Here is a 19,234-nt window from a genome sequence, read left to right as displayed (position 1 = left end):
CCTGCTTAACCGTCCGGCTTCACCTGATATTCCCTCAGTCTCCCCTCATACACCAGCTTCAACTGCTCGCACTGGCGAAAATCATCCGGTGTCACAAGTGCAGGTAGCTTGTTCCACAGCTTGATCCCTGAGCGTTGCAGAATCTCAGCTACGAACTGTGAGCAAAAATAAGAGTTGCTGAACTCCACCTGTTCCTTAAGTGTAATACCAAGAACCCCCAGCAGGTTGTACATATATTTCTGGCGGCTGCGAATGAAAATGTGCAGCACCCGTTTCATTTTTTCCACTTCACGCTCCGTAACCTGGAGCTCGTAGATGACACATGTCGTATTCGGATATTTACTATACGTCCCTGTCTGGATATCTTCCTTCACAAACCCACCGCTCAGCGGATTGCTCGGATGTTTGCGACCGAAGCTGTACAATTCCGTTAATTCCCGGTCGAACGAGATGGAGGCGTGATTATACGGTGCTTTGGTGTAAGTCTGAATGACTCTTGTAAACAACGTACCTGTATTCGTCAGCAAAATATAAATCGAACGTTCGTCGGTCATCCTCATATTTCCCCTTATCAAGTTGGCACTATTCCTTCATAATAACATAGGTACCCTATAATGGAATCTTACATTGAATAAGCAGGTGATCTTCGTACATGAACAGCTCTCTACTGACATTAACTCTGATTTTCGCAGCTCTACTCGTTATACATATTGTGTACAAAGTGATTGCCAAACTGCAGCCAGACAAGGATTATTCGGGCATTGGGACAAAAATCAAAACCTGGTGGGGCATGCTGGCCATCTTTTGCCTCGCTACCCTGTTTAATCCTATCGTTTCGCTGATCTCGCTCATGGTGCTGGCATTTTTCTCGCTGAAGGAATACTTCTCCATGATCCGTAACACCCGCAAAGCCGACCGCCGTCTATTTCTATGGGCGTATCTCGCAATCCCGGTGCAATTTTACTGGATATACATTGGGTGGTATGGCATGTTCATCATCTTTATTCCGCTCTATGTATTTCTCGTCTTGCCCATGCCACGTCTGATCAACAAGGGAACGATCGGATTCCTGCGTAGTGTCAGCTCCACCCAGTGGGGACTCATGCTCATGGTGTTTGGATTAAGTCATCTCGCTTATTTTCCGTTTGCCTCACCCGAGTACGGATCGAAACTGGTGTTGTTCCTCGTTGTGCTAACACAGCTTAATGATGTGGTGCACTATCTCGTATCTCTGTATTTGGGCAAACGAAAAGTGGTCCCTACAGCCAATCCTTTTATCACTTGGGAAGGGTTTGTGTGTGCATTCCTGGTCACGACGGCGGCCTCCTATTTCATCTATCCCTACCTGACACCATTTGATTGGCCATTTTCGTTGTTTATCGGGGCACTGATTGGCCTTGCCGGATTCTTCGGCAGCCTCACCGTATCTGTGCTGAAACGGGATCTGCTCATCGGGGATGACAACAAGTCGGATGCACTCAAAAAAAGTTATCTCAGCAGGGTCGACAGTCTCACCTACACTTCGCCGGTCATGTTTCACGTCGTTCGTTATTTCTTTGAATTTATGTAGAAACGGTCTATTATTCATCGTAAAAAAACAACTTCTAAGCTAACGATGATGAACATCAAAAAGCAGCCCTATGGCTGCTTTTCCCGTTTTATTTATATCCGTACAATGATTTATGTTTCTCCGTCTCCTGGTCGTTCTTTGCTTACTTCAACTGAATCTCCTTCTCGGCCATCAGCATATTACCCTCATCATTGGTGAATACAAATGTGGCTTTTCCGCGTTCACCCTTCATCTCGTCCGAATAGATAAAGCCTGAAAACTGTCCATTGCCGCTAAAATAAAAGCCGTCCTCTCCGTTCCCGCCATGCTCTATCGCTTCCTGCATCGTATTCACAATCGTTACCGTGTTGGATGTCCAGCGCATTTCCGTTAGGCTGTAACCTTTGGGCACTTGTTTGATCGCAAAATCAAAGCTGTTGCCTTCACTCGGTTTATCCGATTGATCAATGACAATATCAATATCCTCTGACATTGCCGCTGCGTTAGACTGCGTCTGCATCTTGCCCTCTTCACCTTTTGCGCTATTCTGATCATTTTTGTTTTTGGCCTCTGCATTAGGTATAGATCCCTGTCCAGCTTCCTCGATCGGTTGCTTGGATTGCGGGTAAGCGTGCTCCTGTACAGACTCTTTATTATTTTTGGCGCCACAGGCGCTAATAATAATGACCATACATAACACAGCAGTATACAGTGCAGATCTCTTGATCCCCTGTTTCATACTCCATCTTCTCCCTTCGTTCTTCTTGCATAATTCTCACACACAGATTAGAACCTTATTCATCACTACACCATATCGTCCCTCATGAAGCTCCATAATATGTAAATGATTTTAAAATTCCAGACTGCACTTGTTCTTTTGTAGTGATGAGTGTATGAGTTTTCATGCAAAAAGATGGGAATCAGACGTGTATCAATTCTTATCATTAATGTTGGAATTGCGGCAACTCCAGCACCTGTCCTGTCTGAATGGTACCGTGTGACAACTGGTTTGTATCTTTGAGTGCTTCAACATAAATCCGAGTATCCATCTGATCCGGTTTGTTCGCAAGAGATATACTCCACAAGGTATCTCCCGAAGATACAACAACCTGTTCATTCAGTAGCACAGGCTGATCTCCCGCCGATGCCTTGAATACTACACTGCAACCAGCAATGAATACGCTCATCGTAATGAGTAGCTTAATCATCGCCGGGCGTGTGATCTGATCTCGTAGAAAGAGCCTTGAAGCGTGTTTTTCATATGAGAATTCCGGCTTGGTTCTTAGAACCTGCTCAGGTTCATGAATGCTTTTGTACGTGGAATACTTCATTTCCATCTGACCCCCGATTGTTATCTTCCTTTTTCGTCAATCTTCAACTCGCTTGCCTATATAACTTCACTTAACAACATAATTTTTATCTCTCTCTAAAGACAAATAGGCACATATTACTACCTTTTAATCGTATACATAGGTCTATGTTATCACTTCATTCTAAACAAATTCTGAACAATGCTCGGGCCGACTGAACAAAAGTTTCAATTCGAGAATAGATGCCTGATTTTCGGCGATGGGACGTGTGATTCTGCCCTATAATAAGGGAAAGATTGTGATTCTACTGGAGTAAGGACGTGCGGTTTATGATCTCTGCAGATCTAAAGGAACAGTATTACCAGGCATTGATCGCTAAGGATTCAGAATATGAAGGTTTATTCTATGTCGGTGTTAAAACAACGGGGGTGTTCTGTCGTCCCACCTGCCCGGCTCGGAAACCTAAATTTGAGAACTGCGAATTTTATGAAACCGCTCAGCAAGCCCTGCTTGCGTCCTTTCGACCATGCCAGCGATGCCGGCCTTTATCTCACCCCAATCATGTTTCGGATGTGGTTCGCATGCTGGTGGAGGCGGTTGAGAAAGAGCCGGAAAAACGCTGGAAAGGGCAAGATTTCAAGGCACTATCCATTGATGAATCTACTGCTCGCCGTCAGTTCAAAAAAAGATTCGGGATGACCTTTGTCGAATACGCTCGCGCACGGCGTATGGGACTAGCACTGAAACATATTCGTTCAGGGCGCACTGTCATTGATAGCCAACTCTCCACCGGATATGAATCCAGCAGTGGATTCCGGGATGCCTTTTCAAGAATTATGGGAGCCGCACCTACACATGTAGATGACGAACGGGTACTAAAGGCAGCCTGGATCGATACCAGACTTGGCCCCATGATGGCTATAGCGGATGAGCAGGCTTTATATTTAATCGAATTCATTGATCGCCGAGGGCTGGAACGCGAGGTGGAACGCCTGCGCAAGCGCACCGAATCTGCGATTGTACCTGGCACAACAGCACCTATTCAATCTATTGAACGGGAATTAAATGAATATTTCGACGGCAAAAGGACAGCTTTCGACACGGCGTTGTTCTGTTTAGGAACACCATTTCAGAAGCGGGTATGGGATGCGTTATTAGCCATTCCGGCCGGGGAAACGAGATCTTATCAGGAGATCGCAAAAGCCCTTGGAAAACCTTCTGCATGCCGTGCCGTAGCCCAAGCGAACGGGGCAAATCAGCTAGCTATTGTTATTCCGTGTCACCGTGTGATTAACGCAAGTGGTGAATTGGGCGGATATGGAGGTGGACTGACACGGAAAAATTGGCTGCTTCAGCACGAGAGACAGATGTCATTACAGTAGGAATTTTCAGTAACAGCACCTTATCTATTTCTATAAGGGAAGTGAGCCAAAATGAAAAACAACCATTGCACACAGAAAGAAAAAGCTGAACAATTTCATCAATATCATGTGAAGGGACAACCACTCGTACTGGTGAACGTGTGGGATGCCGGGAGCGCGCAGACCATTCAATCTACAGGTGCCAAAGCTATTGCTACGGGAAGCTGGTCTGTTGCCGCCGCTCATGGGGAACAGGATGGTGAAGCCCTTCCGTTCCAATTGGTGCTTGCTAATCTTTCACGTATTACAAAGAGCGTAGATCTGCCTGTAACCATCGATATAGAGGGAGGGTATGGCAGGTCCGTGTCAGAAGTGAAGCAAAACGTGTTGCAAATTATTGAACAAACCCCCAACGAACCTTCACCGAGACATTTGGCAACACTAGGGGTAGCACGAATCAGCTACGGGCCTTATCCTTATCTGCAAGTTATGGAGAACCTGAAAGCACTTGGGCAACGTACTTTAACAGGAGCATAAGGATTATACTGATGAGGTGTGTTCATACCACGCCGTCCCGCACGGACAGAAGATAGGATGTTTCCAGCCTTCACCTGTGGTATAATCCCACTACCTAACAGTAACAGGAGGCACATATGCTTAACGTTGAACAAAAGCTTGAAATTCTGGAGTCGTACCCACAGCTGCAGCGCAAAAATGTTTCTCTGGGTCGTGTGAACTTCCACTACGAGGACAGTGCCTACGAGAAAAAAATTGTAGCACTCCATATTCACCCGAACGGTAACGGCTATATCTATGCAGGGTTATTGCCAAACTACGAGACGGATGCAAAAGGGTTCGTCAATGTTCGGGATTACTCCGAAGCAGATCTGCGTACATTGCTGGATGCAACACTCAAAGCGATGTCTCATAATCCAGACGCAGTTGAAGTGACTGAGAACGTACCATCCCCTAAAGAATCTGCCCCGGTTATCCTGTCATCAGGCGGTGGTATCTGGATCAATGAAGATGGACACACACTTACCTTAAAATATGACAATGATATGTGGTGTGTATATGCTGGTTCGGAGCTGGAGATGGCTTTTGAATCACGTGGCGAGGCTGGCGAGTATCTTGAAGAGGAAGGATTCAAACCACAAACTCAAGCGTAGATTAAAGTACAACCCATAAGAGACGACAAAGAAAAACACGAGGCGAGCATACGTCCTCGTGTTTTTCTTATCCCTCGTGTCTAATTACTGGTGTGATTATTACTGAACATCCTCATTTGCGTTCCCCTAACGGCTTAAACTCTGTAATTCATCACAGTTAGTCTTTGCTGCCTTTGCGTACCAACGGAGCATGCTTCATCATGGGATAGGTGGACAGAAGCAGCGCGCCACCGATTACACCCAGCACAGTGAATACGAGCATTCGATTTTGATAGGCAATCCAGAGCGTGAATTGTCTAATATCTCCAAATGCAATCACCAGCGACAGCACCAGACCAAAGCCAAACAACAGAATCAGGAAATTACGCAGGCCCAGCCGAATCCAGCAAACCGTCAAGAAAACAGATAGACCGAGTACCAAGAGCCCCAGCATCACGTCAATCCACAGATAAGGAAACACAAGATAACTTGACGAATAAAGCATTCCCGGTTGGTACAACGTGACCTGTAGCCATCCCCCGACATTCAGCAGATGAACAACCCCATAGATCACATGCAGAATGATCATTGTGCCCACAACCATACAGGCTCCCATCATATAGAAAGATTTCATGAATTGAATCCGTGTACTGCCCATACCAATGGCCACCGGGTAGAGCGTGATCAGACCAGCAATGGCAAAAGTACAGATTCCTCCATACATCGGCCCAAACAACTGCGAGGCATAACTGACATGAAACAGAAAACCAATCGCGACATAGACTGCTGTCAACCCAAGCGCAATGGATGTAAAGATCAGCATATATAAACGCATGTCATCTAAAATTAGCCGATTCGTTCCTTTTACTGCATTCATGCTCTCACCTCCTCCTGCTTCCGTGTTACATTCACCAGATAATCCTGGAGCATTGCTTTTTCAATGGAAAGCCCATGATGTTGAGCCTTGGCTACCCACTCCTTCGAGTACACATCATCAATCATCACTTTGCCGGTTGTACCCATGCGAGCAGAATCAATAATATTAGCACCTGCAGAGGCTATCTCCACATCTTGAATTAACCCTGTTAGGAGAACCCCGCGTTCGCGCATCTCCTCCATGGGGTGATGATATAACACTTTACCTTGATGTACCACAATCAGGGTTTCACACAAAGGCTGTACCTCTTCGATATGATGTGTTGATATCAGAACCAGACGAGGGTTATCTTCATACGTTTCCAATAATGCTTCATAGAAAAGTTTTCGTTTCTCGGCATCGAGTCCATTCGTAGGCTCATCCATAATCGTCACACTTGCGTTACTGCACAGCCCCAGAATTATTTGAGCGGCTGTCTTCATGCCCTTCGAAAATTTACTCATTTTCTGTTTGGACGGCAGTTCAAAAACATCGATGAGCCGCTTGGCAAGTTGTTGATCCCATTGTGAATGGAAATGTGATCCGATGCTGACCAGATCATTCATTGTCCAGTTTTTACCGAGCGGATGATTCTCCTGGATATAACATAGATGCCCTTGAGCAGACAGATTATTATACGGGTCCTGACCCATAATTTGAATGGCGCCACTGTCAGGGCGGTTGTGTCCGGCGAGCAGACTCATTAGCGTCGTTTTACCAGCACCGTTCCTTCCCCAAATTGCACCAATTACAGGTTCATTCTCATGCAGGGTGACACTGTTCAGAATAGAGGGTTTACTCTTTTGATAGCTGTAACATACCTGCTCCATATGAATCATACTTCACTCTCCTTATCTTTCTTACCGCGAATCAGATCAATAATCATGTCCTCGTCCATCCGAATACGTCTGGCTTCTTCAAGTAAAGGTTTGATGTATTCTTCGTAAAAATGTCGCTTTCGTTCAACAAGCAAGGTTTCTCTGGCTCCCTTGGCCACAAACATTCCCACACCTCGCTGTTTGTATATGATGCCTTTGTCTACCAACTCCTGTAGCCCCTTTCGCGCCGTAGCCGGATTAATATTGTAAAAGCGTGATAGTTCATTCGTCGAGGGAACCTGCTCCTCCACTCTCAATCTGCCTTCCACAATATCATCCATGATCATCATGGCGATCTGATGAAAAATAGGCTGGGATTCATCCAAGGTCGATTTCATCTGTTTCCAACTTTCATACATAATAATGATTTGCGTGTGTCTTATATGGGGGTCAATTTTTTCTTTTCTTAATTAGTTAGTCGGTTAGTTACTCATGTAACTAACTATAGTATACAAGAACATAAATGTAAATAGACCCTTGTTAATTGATCAACTTCTCCACACGGATTCGGTTATATTGGTTCAGGAGAGCGTCAAGGACTACGGATTGTCTGATCACTTCAGGATGAAGCAGACTGCCATATTGCAGTTGTATCTGATGTAGCTGTTGTCTCGCGTCTTCGATCTGTGATTTTAATTCCATACGATCCATAGCACCCCCTCCTTTTGTCATATTTTAGCTTATTATGCCAATCGGTAGTTCAATGAGGGTATGACAGATATGCTCTTCTATGCGTTACTGGACCGTTTATACATACAAAAAAGAACGCCTCTGAGTTATTCAGAAGCGTTCTGTGGCTCAGGCTTATGTCCCTAAACCGTGATCATTCGTTCGGTAGATTGGAGGAGGGGTATCTTCCTTGACTGGAGATGGCCCGGTAACGGTCGGCAGGATGTTCACCGCGATACTACAAGTAACTATCAGCAAAGCCAGTTTTTTCTTCATTGATTTTTTGCACCTCACCAATCAAGATTTTGTATTGCTGTATAGCAGTATCGGACGCGTAATCCCTGTATTGTTCGAATAGTCCGACACTTCTAAGCATACCTCGTCCATCACTAATTTCAATAGCAAATCTTAAGCTATCCAGAACAAAATTTAAACCTTGTGCAAAGTGATCCCTCTTCAGATAATACTTGCCCAATCCAGCCAATAATCGGACGTAACGATCATCCGTAACCTGCTTGCTGACTTTTCCAATTCGGTTCCGTTGCTCCTGATAAGTAAAATGCGGTGCATACTCTTCTAACACATCATCGATATCCATATCGTATCGATTTGCCGCAGTAACAATATCACATAGCGCAGGAAAGATCTCGTTCTCTTTTGTTGAAATGTAGGCCAGATACTGAGGAAGAATTTCGAACTGTCCAGCCATTAATTGATATATATAACGATTCCCTTCAGCCCATTCCTGAAATTGTTGAATAACAACCATTTCTTCATGATCCGGACCTTTGACCCAAGAGGAATCGGTGTATAACGAAACATATTTGAGGGCCATCTCATAGTTGTCTAAATGGAAATACGCACTTCCCGATGCCAAATAAGCATACATAACATAAAAAATGATAGGTCGTTTCGTTTCTTCCGCTTTCTTTCTCCCATTCAATTCATAGTGAATGGTTGCCTTCACCCGCAGTTTCTCTGATAACTCCTGCACCTTACTCCACCGATGAAGTGAGGCAAACGCATTAATCAATTCATTTAATGCATCCAGTTGGTAGCGTTCATCCAGTCGATCCACATAATATTCAAATTGAGCCGCAATAATAACATTCCGCTGCTGATCATTCGACAGTCCGAGCTTGAACAGACGATACTGACAGAGCGCAAGCCGCTCGGAATGTTGCATCTTCTCACTTTCAGCGATTGTTTCATATAAGAGAGTTGCCGGTTTCCATTTACCAGCATGATAGAACTCCTCCGCCACATCAAATAACATCGGGATATACGAAAGATTATCCATCATCAGACGAACGACCTCTTCGATACAGTCCAGCTTATCCAGTTCAGCACATCGATGCAGAAAAGGGCCTAACCTCCGCCAATCCGGCGTTGCGTGCACAAAGCACTCATCAATATACAACTCATAGAAATGGCCCGCTGCAAGCTTCATAGCTACCGTAATACGGTCCAGCTGCTGCATGGAGATAGGTCGATTCTTATTCAAAATGTTGCTGAGTGTGCCAGAATTAATTCCGGACAGCTCTGAAAATAAACTGATCGACATCTGTTCACGCTTCAGATAGCTTGCTAAATGATCGCGTATCGTGGTTGTTGTCGGCTTCAAGGGAACACCACCCTCCAAAATAAAAACACAAAAAGCGAGATTACAGGTACATGCAAAAGTAATTATATGTAATATATACTTGCATTACAATAAAATAATTTCAACTAATTTGTATTAATTACATTTTAATCCTTTTAGAGCGATAAAATATGTATCTATATTTTATATCGAAATGGTCTGTTCTTCCAAGACCCAACTGCACAAAAAAACACGAGCCAGACAGGCTCGTGTCATTTGTCCGAATATCATTACGCATTCAGCGTATTTCACGGTGTTATTCCATACTCAATCTAATGTGACCTAAGGCAGTACATTCCCTGCAGCACGATAGATTTCATACCACTCTGGACGAGTGAGGTGAACCTCACCTGCTTTCACACAATCCTGCAGACGTCCAATATTCATTGTGCCTGTCACAGGTTGCATCTTGGCAGGGTGACGAAGCAACCACGCAATCGCAATGGTCGTATTGCTCACGTCATACTTCGCGGCGATCTCATCGATCTTTGCATTCAATTCCGGGAATTTCTCATTGCCAAGGAAGACACCCTCGAAGAATCCGTATTGGAACGGAGACCACGGTTGAATGGTAATATCATGCAGACGGCAGTAATCCAGAATGCTGCCATCTCTGTTCACCGCAGCGTCATTCTCCATATTCACGTTGATGCCGCTATCGATCATCGTCGTGTTGGTAATACTCATCTGCAGCTGGTTGGCTACCAGAGGTTGTTTGACATATTTTTTGAGCAATGCGATCTGGTTCGGATTCTGGTTGGATACACCGAAGTGGCGCACTTTTCCCTCACGCTCCAACTGATCGAATGCTTCAGCCACTTCCTCCGGTTCAACAAGTGCATCCGGGCGGTGCAAGAGCAACACATCCAGATATTCCGTTCTTAGACGTTGCAGAATGCCATCCACCGAATTCAGAATATGCTCTTTGGAGAAATCAAACATACCCTTGCGAATGCCGCATTTGGATTGAAGAATCAAATTTTCACGAACCTGGGGATTCATCTGCACAGCATCGGCGAAAATCTCCTCACATGTTCCTGTGCCGTAAATATCAGCGTGATCGAAGAAATTCGCGCCTATTTCCATAGCAGAACGTACAAAATGCTCCGCGTCCTTACTGTCTAATGAATTGATTCGCATACAACCTACAGCAACTACAGGCACATCGAGTGCACTGCTGCCCAGTTTAATGGTTCTCAAGATGTTTCCCCTCCATATTCAAAAATAGTTTGTGCGCATGAGACCCTGATACATATCCATATATGTATGTCCATGCCTGTCTTCCGTCTATGATTGTGACATATTTCTGCAATCGGTTTCAATAGACTTTCCCCACATTTATATGGAGAAATGATTTGTTATAAGTAATACCGCCCAGCCTTGGGCAGTAATCGTTAATCTTTTTCCGGCACGATCACCTTCATATAACCAGGCAATACACGGATATCAACCGGTAAAGCAGGGCCTTCCTCTCCATCCACATTCGTACGAATGGTTTCGTCCGAGCGAACATGAACTTCTTTGGCTGTAAAATAGTGCACGTCCTTATGCTCCTTCAGATTGCCGAAGAACAAAGAAGTACCTAAGGTCACGCTGTTAAATACACCGATATTTTGAATCACAAAGCAGTGGATCAGTCCGTCGTCTACCTCTGCATCTGGTGACAATTTTTCGAATCCTCCGACCGAGTTAGTAAGGGCCGCCACAAAAAGCGGTGACTCTCCTTCCCAGAATTGCCCGTCATATTCGATCTTCAGAACGTTTGCCGGTGTGTTTACCAGATCCTTCAATCCTTCTTTCAGATAAGCGAATGATCCCAGCTTTGATTTTTCCTCGGACGAAACAGAGAATAATGCCTCTGCCAAGGAGCCGGCAGCCACCACATTGGCAAACAGTCGCCCATTCACCATGCCGAGATCGACCAACCGGGTCTGTTCCGAACGTAACTGCTCGATCGCTTCCTCCGGGTCTAGAGAGATATGTAACGCTCTTGCAAAATCATTCACCGTTCCCAGTGGAACGATACCTAGAAGAGGACGATGTTCCTGGTCCAGCATACCGTTGATCGTCTCATGTAATGTGCCATCTCCCCCGATCGAGATGACCAGATCACACCCATCTTTGCAGGCATGTAGACCGTAATGGGTAGCATCGCCTTCCCCTTCTGTTTCGTTCACCACTACTGCATATTGACTGGCTTCCAGAATAGCCCGAACCTGGGATACGTAATGCTCTGCTTTTTCCTTGCCTGACGACGGATTGCTAATGATCATTGCTTTCCTCATCGATACATCTCCCTCTCCGCATATAACCTCTGTACATCCTTACCCTTTTCATCAAGAGGTTGAATACAGTGTGATGCAAATATGTTGATCACCATGCAAATTTTTATAATTTACACAAAGTTATGCTGAAAAAGTGCAGGGCATGGCCCTTGTCATATAGAATAAAAGTATAGATAGATAAACGTTATAAAATTACTGTTCCTATAATCCCAAGATGGGTTAATAAGCTAGAGACGTTATGATTTGGAGGGAAGGCATGTAATGAAGAGAATCACACTTGTATTGTTGATATGTATTCTAAGTATAGGTACGGCGGGGCAAGCAATGGCATACACCACCACGGATTCGGATCATTCCCTCATTAAAGATTCTGCGCTAGAGGAAGGACTCAAGCTAATTTTAAATATTCCTGTAGGTGAACCCCTGACATCTAAAGATCTGAAGCAGCTTCGTGTGGTGGATCTAAGCAATGCAGGCATTCAGAGTCTTTCCGGGCTGGAACACGCCGTGAATTTGACCCATCTGCGTCTGTACGGTAATGAAATTACGGATCTCACACCACTGGAACACCTGACGGAGCTTCGCGAGATTGACGTCCGAAACAATTACATTACAACCATTCAGCCTCTTGCTGCATTACAGCAACTGGGACGTCTATATATCAGTAACAATTCGATATCCTCCATTGACGTTGTGCGAGAATTTCCCAGACTACATACACTGCATGCCAGCGGCAATCAGATTTTAAGCCTGAATGCTCTAACAGAGCTGCATTCGCTGAAATGGCTCGAAATCTCAAATAATGATATAACCGATCTTACACCACTTGCGGAACAGACTCAGTTGACGCAATTGAATGTGGCGAACAATCATATTTCGGCACTTGATGCTCTCACAGAGTTGCCAAATACCATGCGTGAGCTGAATGTGGCAGGTAATCATATATCTCGCCTGGCACCCCTGAGCCACATGACAGAATTGCGGAAACTGGATATCTCGGGTAACCAGATCCAGCAACTGATTGACATCGCAACATTAACAAACTTAACGGAGCTGAATGCGGAGTCCAATCAGATCTATAATCTGGAGCCGCTACGCAAGTTAACCAAACTAAACGTCTTGAAGTTATCCAATAACCGGATATGGGATCTGACACCAATCTCGGAATTATCCTTCACACCGGATAACTCAGATGTACAAAGCGTAGACAACATCTCTGCTTCCACTTCTATGTCCTTAAACACACCAAATGTGATGACAGAGGCAACTGATGCCGGGCTTACTGTACATAACAATTATCTGGATGTGACAAGTGGTAGCCACACGATGCAGCTACTCAACCAGATGAATGTCAGAGAGCAGAAACGTACGCCACAGGGGCGTTTTCAACGCCTGATCGAAGGATCTGCCACGGCATATGTGGGCGACCGTGCGTACGAACTGGGGGCGGCTCCTTTTATTAATGAAGGCCGGACGTATGTGCCTCTTCGCTTTGTATCCGAGCATTTAAATGCTCGTGTGAACTGGAACAGCGGTACACGCGAAGCAGCCATTACCCAAGAGGATCAAATCATTCGCTGGGGCGTAAGCAACAAGCAGGTTACCATTAACGATGAACTCATCATGAATGATGCTCCGCTGTTAATGAAGGATGGCAATGCCTATGTTCCCATTCGATTTATTTCAGAGAAGCTTCATACAACCGTTGGATATATCGCCAAGAGTAAAACGATTCTGATCTTTGAAAACAAATAACCATATCCCCGCTGCATTGTTAGCGGGGATTTTTTCTGTATTCTGAGGAATAGGGTATATCACGCTAACTATATGATGAGCCCTTAATTGTGGCCAACATAAGTGTTATGGGTGTAGGGAGCCACTCCCTCCCACTCCATAATGATTCATTTCCAAACGAACCACCTTGGATTAGGGTAAATATTGCACGGATTAGCACATCTGCTTTTGCAGTGGAAGTTGGTATACTAAACGTAATCAAAAGGATTACTCACCAGCCTACGAGGAGGATCATCATATGACATTTACGTTTAACGGATTTTCGACTACACCTACAGAGCCGTGGAACCAGTTATCGTTTTCAGCCACCAATGAAAGCGCTAACTTAAAATTAACCGGTGAACAGCATCAGCTTGTTGAAGGGTTCGGTGGTTGCTTCAATGAGCTTGGTTATTTGGCTTTGGCCCATTTAAGTGACGAGCAGCGACACGAAGTCATGCATTCCCTGTTCCACCCGGAAGGGGAACATCGGTTCACGATCTGTCGCCTGCCGATCGGCGCGAGTGATTATGCAGAGCAGTGGTATAGCCACAACGAAGTAGACGGAGATGTGGCCATGGACCATTTTTCCATCGAACGAGATTTCAAATATCTGATTCCTTATATCAAGGAAGCTTTGAGTTATAACCCGGATTTGCAATTATTCGCATCGCCATGGAGTCCGCCAACCTGGATGAAGTTCCCCAAAGCTTACAACTACGGAACACTGCGCTGGGAAAAGGACATTCTCGAAGCCTACGCTTTGTATTTTGTGAAGTTTGTTAAAGCCTACCGTGAAGCGGGCATTACAATTCATCAGGTACATGTGCAGAATGAAGTGATCGCAGATCAGAAGTTTCCTTCCTGCATGTGGACAGGCGAGCAGCTGCGTGAATTTATCGCTGATTATCTAGGGCCGGCTTTTGACAAACATGGGCTGGACACCGAAATTTGGCTGGGTACGATTAATGCGCCTGATCCGTGGGAAGAACTGATGAAAAAGAAAACAACCGGATTCGATGAATATGCCGGACTGGTGCTCAGCGATCCCAAAGCCTACTCCTATATCAAAGGGGTTGGATACCAATGGGCAGGCAAACATGCCATTCAACGTACCGTAGCAAGTTATCCGGAGCTTCGTTACATGCAGACCGAGAATGAGTGCGGGGATGGGAACAACTCTTGGAACTACGCCAAGCACGTGTATAACCTCTACCAGCACTATTTCAGTAATGGCGTCAACGCCTATATCTATTGGAACATGGTGCTTGAGCCCAAAGGACGTAGCACATGGGGTTGGGAGCAGAATTCAATGATCACTGTTGATCCTGCAAGTAAGGACGTCACTCGTAATCCAGAGTATTATGTCATGAAACATTTTGCTCATCATATCGTTAACGGCGCTCGCCGGCTGGGTCTGTCTGGGGCATGGAGCGGCAAAGCCGTTGCTTTCCGCAACCCGGATAACAGCCTCGTTATCGTTGTTAACAATCCGTTCCCGGATCGCCATGACCTTCACTTGACGTTCGCCGAAGGACACACGGTTCATGTGCAGTTAGAAGCCGATTCCTTTAACAGTATGGTGATTACAGCGAATTAAAACACCGTATGAACGGCAAGAAACGCAAACATGGCATGATACTGATGCAAGCTAAAAGACCTTGTCCCACATCGTAGTGGGACAGGGTCTTTTTTGAGGGGATAATGCATGTTAACTGATTTCAAACGGGTAGAGTGAATCCATTCTGCCTGTAATTGTACTTTTACTAAAGTTTATACAAATGCCGACTCTAAGGTCTGTACCTGGGCTTATGGATTGTTCGCCAGGTAGGTTTTCAGCCACTGCATTGCAGGACGCTCTGTGCCGTTGCTTCTTACCAGGTGGGAACCACTAGTCCAAGTTTGGTTTTCGTTGTAACCCCACAGCGTAACACCTTTAACAGCCGGGTGCTTCCAGAGCACAGGGAACTTCTGTTGGTAACGTTGCAACTGGGTATTGTCATCCCCAGTCATGTCCAGCTCGGATACATACACTGGAAGGCCTGTTGCTTGCAGTTTGTTCAGAACAGTGTTCATCGTGTTCACAGATACGTTGTCCATATTGAAGTAGTGCGCTTGAATACCGATGCCATCAACGAGGCCTCTGTTTTTCAAAAGGTTGATGATTTGGATATATCGATCTGCCTTCGCAGGGTCACCGATAATGCCGTATTCATTGATCAGCAACTTGGAATTCGGGAAGGCTTGTCTTGCTTGTTGGAATGACCAGATGACCCAATCCCAGCCCGTCTGTCCATCTCCACCAATCGCATTGTGGAAGGCTGGCTTTGCATGCAACGGCTCATTGACTACGTCAACAAACTCCGACTGAGAGTAACGTTGTCCTGCAGCTCTGATCCATTGAATTACTTCGTTTCTCTGATCTGTTGCAGAAAGGCCATTCATCCAGTTAGGTGCCTGATTTCCCCAAACAAGGGTGTGGAATTTGAAAGGCATTTTATTGTTTTTCGCATAGTTGTAAGCCATATCTGCCTGGCCCCAGTTCATCACATTACGCGTACCTTCTACCGCACCCCACTTCGTGGAGTTCTCCGGCGTCACCTGATTCCAGTAGGGACTGAAATTGTTTGGTACCTGGTTAGCTATAATATTCCCCAAGAATTTACTGCCTTTAGCCAATCCGGCACTGACACTGCCCACCGCGACTGACGCGGCCAGCACACCTGCCAGAGCAAGTGTACCTACCGTCTTAAACCATTTGGACTTCAACATAATATTCCTCCTTGGTTGGGTTTATTTTATGAAGCGCTTACAAGGACATCATAATGGATAATTTTGGTTTTATACACGTATAAAACATACTATTTACTTTGAAAAGTATACTTCCTATTGCTTTATCTTTTTTCTCTGTTTTACGCAACTGTATCGAACATATATGTTACATCAGCGTTTACATTACCTTGATGTTTCTCTAGTATGGAATGATACATATCATTACAAATATTCAAACACAAAGGGGATTACACATGCGCACACATGGTTTAAAACGTTTTGCTAGTTGGTCATTATCCATTCTATTAGGCACTTCCGTGCTACTCGCGCCGCTCACTGCGGAAGACGCTCACGCAGCCGAAGCAAATCCAGAGACTAAGATTACTTTGCTTGGCACATCTGATATTCATGGTCGCTTTATGCCATGGGACTACGCACTGGACGGCCCTAACCCTGCCGGAAGCATGACACAGCTCTATACGATGGTAAAAAAAGTTCGCGCTGAGAATCCCAACACTATCCTGCTCGATGCAGGAGATATGATTCAGGACAATTCTGCCGAATTGTTCAATGATCAACCCCAGTCACCGATGATGGTGGCCATGAACGAGATGAACTATGATGCCTGGGTTATGGGGAATCATGAATTCAACTTTGGCCTGGATGTGCTGGAGAAAATCTCTTCTCAGTTCAAAGGCCAGGCGCTTGTCGGTAACATTTTCAAAGAAAACGGCGACCGTTACATGCCTGCATATACGATTATTGAGCGCGATGGTATCAAAGTAGGCGTAATTGGTATGAACACCCCGATGATCACCGAATTCGAAAAAGGAACCGATCACCTTGATGGTGTTATTGTTAAAGACCCTGTAGAAGAGACACGCAAAGCCATTGCTGAGCTGAAAGGCAAAGTGGATGTGATGGTTGGTCTCATGCATATGGGACTGGATAACGAGAACGGCGAACCGGGAACCGGCGTCACGGACATCGCCAATGCCAACCCGGAACTGGCTGCTATTTTTGCCGGACATATGCATCAGCTGATTGAATCACAGACGGTAAACGGCGTGCTGATCTCTGAACCCAACAAATATGGTACACACATGTCACGTATTGACCTGACATTTGCCAAAGAGGACGGCAAGGTTGTGTTGAAGAGCAAGGAAGCCAAGGCACTCGCTGTCAAAAAAGCAGACGGCACTTATGAAGTTTCCGATCCTTCTCTGGAAAAAACACTGCATCCGTTCCACGAGTTCGCTCGTGCCGATGCTAATATCGTGGTCGCGGAACTGAAAGGAATGAATCTGGTTCCGGCGGATGAGATCAAAGGCATCCCTGCCGTGCAGATTCAGGAAACGCCGCTGTCTGATTTTTTCACCGAGGTCATGCTCCATTACAGTGATGCTGACGTTGTTGCCCATCAGATTGATAATGACAAAGCCAAGCTGGACGTTGGCCCGATCAAGAAAAAAGATATTGCGTTTAACTACCAGTACACATTTGGTGAAGTGACGGTATATGAAGTGACCGGACGTGATCTGAAGGATTACATGGAATGGTCTGCGGGATACTTTAACTCCACTCGCCCAGGGGATGTAACCATCAGCTTTGATCCAAAGCGACGTGCTTCCAAATATAGCACCGATGATTTCTTTGGTGGTGTAACTTATGAGATCGATCTGACCAAGCCATATGGCAGCCGAATCACGAATTTGAAATACAGTAATGGAAAAGCCGTTCAGGAGGGTGATACGCTCAAACTCGGTATGAATGCTTATCGGATGGAAGCACTCATTGCCAAAGGGGGGGCGCTTGAAGGACGTAAGTTCAAGCAACTCTGGTCCTCCAAGGATGCTTCAGCCTTTGGTGAGATTCAAGGCACGATTCGTAATCTGTCTATCGCATATCTGAAAGGCGTGATGAAAGGTGTCTACGAACCGAAGATTCAGCAACATTGGAAAATCACTGGCGTAGACCTGACTGCACCGGAGCGTGCAGATGTCGTAGAACTTATTAATGCTGGCGTTATGACTGTGCCGACAACGGAAGATGGCAAGTACACCAATATTGCCTCCATTAACATTTTGGATGCTGTAACTTCGGACGAGATTGAAGCTCTCTCTTCCAAAGCAGGGATAGATGCAGCACAATTCAAAGGCGTAAAAACGAAAGGTGCTTTCTACCAGAAGTTGAACAAGGCTCGCAAAGCAGTAGAAGGTAAAGACAATGGTGGGACTGCAACACCCCCTTCGTCCGGGACACCGGCAGCTCCTGCACCGGAAAAACCAGTCACTCCTGCGAAGCCGAAACCAACGCCTGCCCCTGGAGCACCAAAGCCAGGCAACGGGAAACCAGATACAACACAACCAGGCAAACCATCTAAACCTACCGGAAGCAGCAAACCTTCTCCATCTATCTCAGGCAAACAAGCGAAGGTGACAGCCGCTCATCTGAATGTACGTGCGGGTGCTTCTTCTCAAGCCAAAGTGATCACTTCCGTACCGAAAGGTACGATGCTTGAGGTAATCAGCACAGATCATGCCTATGTCTGGGTCAAAGTGAAGGTAAATGGACAGATGGCATACGTTTATGGCAAATATGTAAGCATTTCAAAATAACACTGTATGTATCAAGGCGGTACACCCATGTAATGATGGAGGTATCGTCTTTTTCTTATTATGAGTTCACTTTCGAGGAAGCTCTCTGTGGAATGATACAAATCGTTTCACGTGGAACGTTGCACATCTAACGATCTCCAGAAACGCTATTTAGGCGACTTTACGCGTTTTTATTTTCTAACGATCTCAGGTGGAGCTAGAATAAAAAGTGGACACCCGTTAACGGACGGAAGGATAATAAGGCTAACGGAGGTGTGTCCACATGGGAGAACAACGGCAACGATACAATGAAGAATTCAAGAAACAAACGGTA

The 19,234-nt window shown here is 45.4% G+C and carries 18 protein-coding genes; 7 read left to right on the top strand and 11 right to left on the bottom strand.

Translation table 11 applies throughout. The annotated features are described in order from the left end of the window. Positions 1-5: 5 nt before the first annotated feature. Positions 6-554, bottom strand: a complete 549-nt coding sequence (locus BLQ13_RS14810) for a hypothetical protein (RefSeq protein ID WP_090921169.1) — start codon at positions 552-554, stop codon at positions 6-8. Between the two features lie 98 nt (positions 555-652). Here BLQ13_RS14810 and BLQ13_RS14805 point away from each other — a divergent pair, with 98 nt between their 5' ends. Continuing rightward, positions 653-1,570 (top strand): phosphatidate cytidylyltransferase, encoded by a 918-nt coding sequence (locus BLQ13_RS14805; RefSeq protein ID WP_090921168.1) that lies wholly within the window; start codon positions 653-655, stop codon positions 1,568-1,570. 142 nt (positions 1,571-1,712) lie between these two features. Here the strand turns inward: BLQ13_RS14805 and BLQ13_RS14800 are convergent, their stop codons facing one another. After that, on the bottom strand, positions 1,713-2,288 hold the full coding sequence (locus BLQ13_RS14800; protein ID WP_090921166.1) for a hypothetical protein: 576 nt from the start codon (positions 2,286-2,288) through the stop codon (positions 1,713-1,715). A 205-nt stretch (positions 2,289-2,493) separates the two neighbouring features. After that, positions 2,494-2,880 carry a LysM peptidoglycan-binding domain-containing protein gene (locus tag BLQ13_RS14795; protein WP_167375740.1) on the bottom strand — a complete coding sequence of 129 codons (387 nt, stop codon included), beginning with the start codon at positions 2,878-2,880 and terminating at the stop codon, positions 2,494-2,496. A 308-nt stretch (positions 2,881-3,188) separates the two neighbouring features. On the opposite strand from BLQ13_RS14795, the gene BLQ13_RS14790 reads away from it, so the two are divergent. From BLQ13_RS14790 to BLQ13_RS14780, 3 genes are all read left to right on the top strand, one after another. Beyond that, positions 3,189-4,241 (top strand): bifunctional transcriptional activator/DNA repair enzyme AdaA, encoded by a 1,053-nt coding sequence (locus tag BLQ13_RS14790; RefSeq protein ID WP_090921164.1) that lies wholly within the window; start codon positions 3,189-3,191, stop codon positions 4,239-4,241. 51 nt (positions 4,242-4,292) lie between these two features. Further along, positions 4,293-4,757, top strand: coding sequence for an isocitrate lyase/phosphoenolpyruvate mutase family protein (locus tag BLQ13_RS14785; protein ID WP_090921162.1), 465 nt, complete (start codon positions 4,293-4,295; stop codon positions 4,755-4,757). A 116-nt stretch (positions 4,758-4,873) separates the two neighbouring features. After that, on the top strand, positions 4,874-5,389 hold the full coding sequence (locus BLQ13_RS14780; protein ID WP_090921160.1) for a hypothetical protein: 516 nt from the start codon (positions 4,874-4,876) through the stop codon (positions 5,387-5,389). Between the two features lie 157 nt (positions 5,390-5,546). On the opposite strand, the gene BLQ13_RS14775 is transcribed toward BLQ13_RS14780, so the two are convergent. From BLQ13_RS14775 to BLQ13_RS14745, 7 genes are all read right to left on the bottom strand, one after another. Continuing rightward, the gene (locus BLQ13_RS14775; RefSeq protein ID WP_090921158.1) at positions 5,547-6,245 is read right to left on the bottom strand and encodes a hypothetical protein; all 699 of its coding nucleotides are present in this window, start codon (positions 6,243-6,245) and stop codon (positions 5,547-5,549) included. Further along, complete coding sequence (locus BLQ13_RS14770; protein WP_090921156.1) at positions 6,242-7,123, bottom strand: ATP-binding cassette domain-containing protein; 882 nt, start codon at positions 7,121-7,123, stop codon at positions 6,242-6,244. The genes BLQ13_RS14775 and BLQ13_RS14770 overlap by 4 nt, the downstream gene beginning before the upstream one ends. Then, complete coding sequence (locus tag BLQ13_RS14765; RefSeq protein ID WP_090921154.1) at positions 7,120-7,500, bottom strand: GntR family transcriptional regulator; 381 nt, start codon at positions 7,498-7,500, stop codon at positions 7,120-7,122. Before BLQ13_RS14765 ends, BLQ13_RS14770 begins: the two co-directional genes overlap by 4 nt. Positions 7,501-7,642: 142 nt before the next feature. Beyond that, positions 7,643-7,813 carry an aspartyl-phosphate phosphatase Spo0E family protein gene (locus BLQ13_RS14760; RefSeq protein WP_090921152.1) on the bottom strand — a complete coding sequence of 57 codons (171 nt, stop codon included), beginning with the start codon at positions 7,811-7,813 and terminating at the stop codon, positions 7,643-7,645. A gap of 256 nt (positions 7,814-8,069) precedes the next feature. Then, on the bottom strand, positions 8,070-9,455 hold the full coding sequence (locus BLQ13_RS14755; RefSeq protein ID WP_312027583.1) for a helix-turn-helix domain-containing protein: 1,386 nt from the start codon (positions 9,453-9,455) through the stop codon (positions 8,070-8,072). Positions 9,456-9,755: 300 nt separating this feature from the next. Beyond that, on the bottom strand, positions 9,756-10,673 hold the full coding sequence (locus BLQ13_RS14750; RefSeq protein ID WP_090921150.1) for an aldo/keto reductase: 918 nt from the start codon (positions 10,671-10,673) through the stop codon (positions 9,756-9,758). 194 nt (positions 10,674-10,867) lie between these two features. Continuing rightward, positions 10,868-11,758: a diacylglycerol/lipid kinase family protein gene (locus BLQ13_RS14745; RefSeq protein ID WP_090921148.1), complete on the bottom strand. Its 891-nt coding sequence runs from the start codon at positions 11,756-11,758 to the stop codon at positions 10,868-10,870. A gap of 261 nt (positions 11,759-12,019) precedes the next feature. On the opposite strand from BLQ13_RS14745, the gene BLQ13_RS14740 reads away from it, so the two are divergent. Then, on the top strand, positions 12,020-13,513 hold the full coding sequence (locus BLQ13_RS14740; RefSeq protein ID WP_090921146.1) for a leucine-rich repeat domain-containing protein: 1,494 nt from the start codon (positions 12,020-12,022) through the stop codon (positions 13,511-13,513). A 277-nt stretch (positions 13,514-13,790) separates the two neighbouring features. Continuing rightward, positions 13,791-15,131, top strand: coding sequence for a glycoside hydrolase family 30 protein (locus tag BLQ13_RS14735; RefSeq protein WP_090921144.1), 1,341 nt, complete (start codon positions 13,791-13,793; stop codon positions 15,129-15,131). 209 nt (positions 15,132-15,340) lie between these two features. Here the strand turns inward: BLQ13_RS14735 and BLQ13_RS14730 are convergent, their stop codons facing one another. Continuing rightward, on the bottom strand, positions 15,341-16,303 hold the full coding sequence (locus BLQ13_RS14730; RefSeq protein WP_090921142.1) for an endo-1,4-beta-xylanase: 963 nt from the start codon (positions 16,301-16,303) through the stop codon (positions 15,341-15,343). A 254-nt stretch (positions 16,304-16,557) separates the two neighbouring features. On the opposite strand from BLQ13_RS14730, the gene BLQ13_RS14725 reads away from it, so the two are divergent. After that, positions 16,558-18,921 (top strand): 5'-nucleotidase C-terminal domain-containing protein, encoded by a 2,364-nt coding sequence (locus tag BLQ13_RS14725; RefSeq protein WP_090921140.1) that lies wholly within the window; start codon positions 16,558-16,560, stop codon positions 18,919-18,921. The last annotated feature ends 313 nt before the right edge of the window (positions 18,922-19,234 follow it).

Origin of the sequence: Paenibacillus polysaccharolyticus, from assembly GCF_900102085.1 — a bacterium.
GTDB lineage: Bacteria > Bacillota > Bacilli > Paenibacillales > Paenibacillaceae > Paenibacillus > Paenibacillus polysaccharolyticus.
Note: the sequence above shows the minus strand (reverse complement) of the source record. Positions and strands in the feature narration are given on the sequence as shown.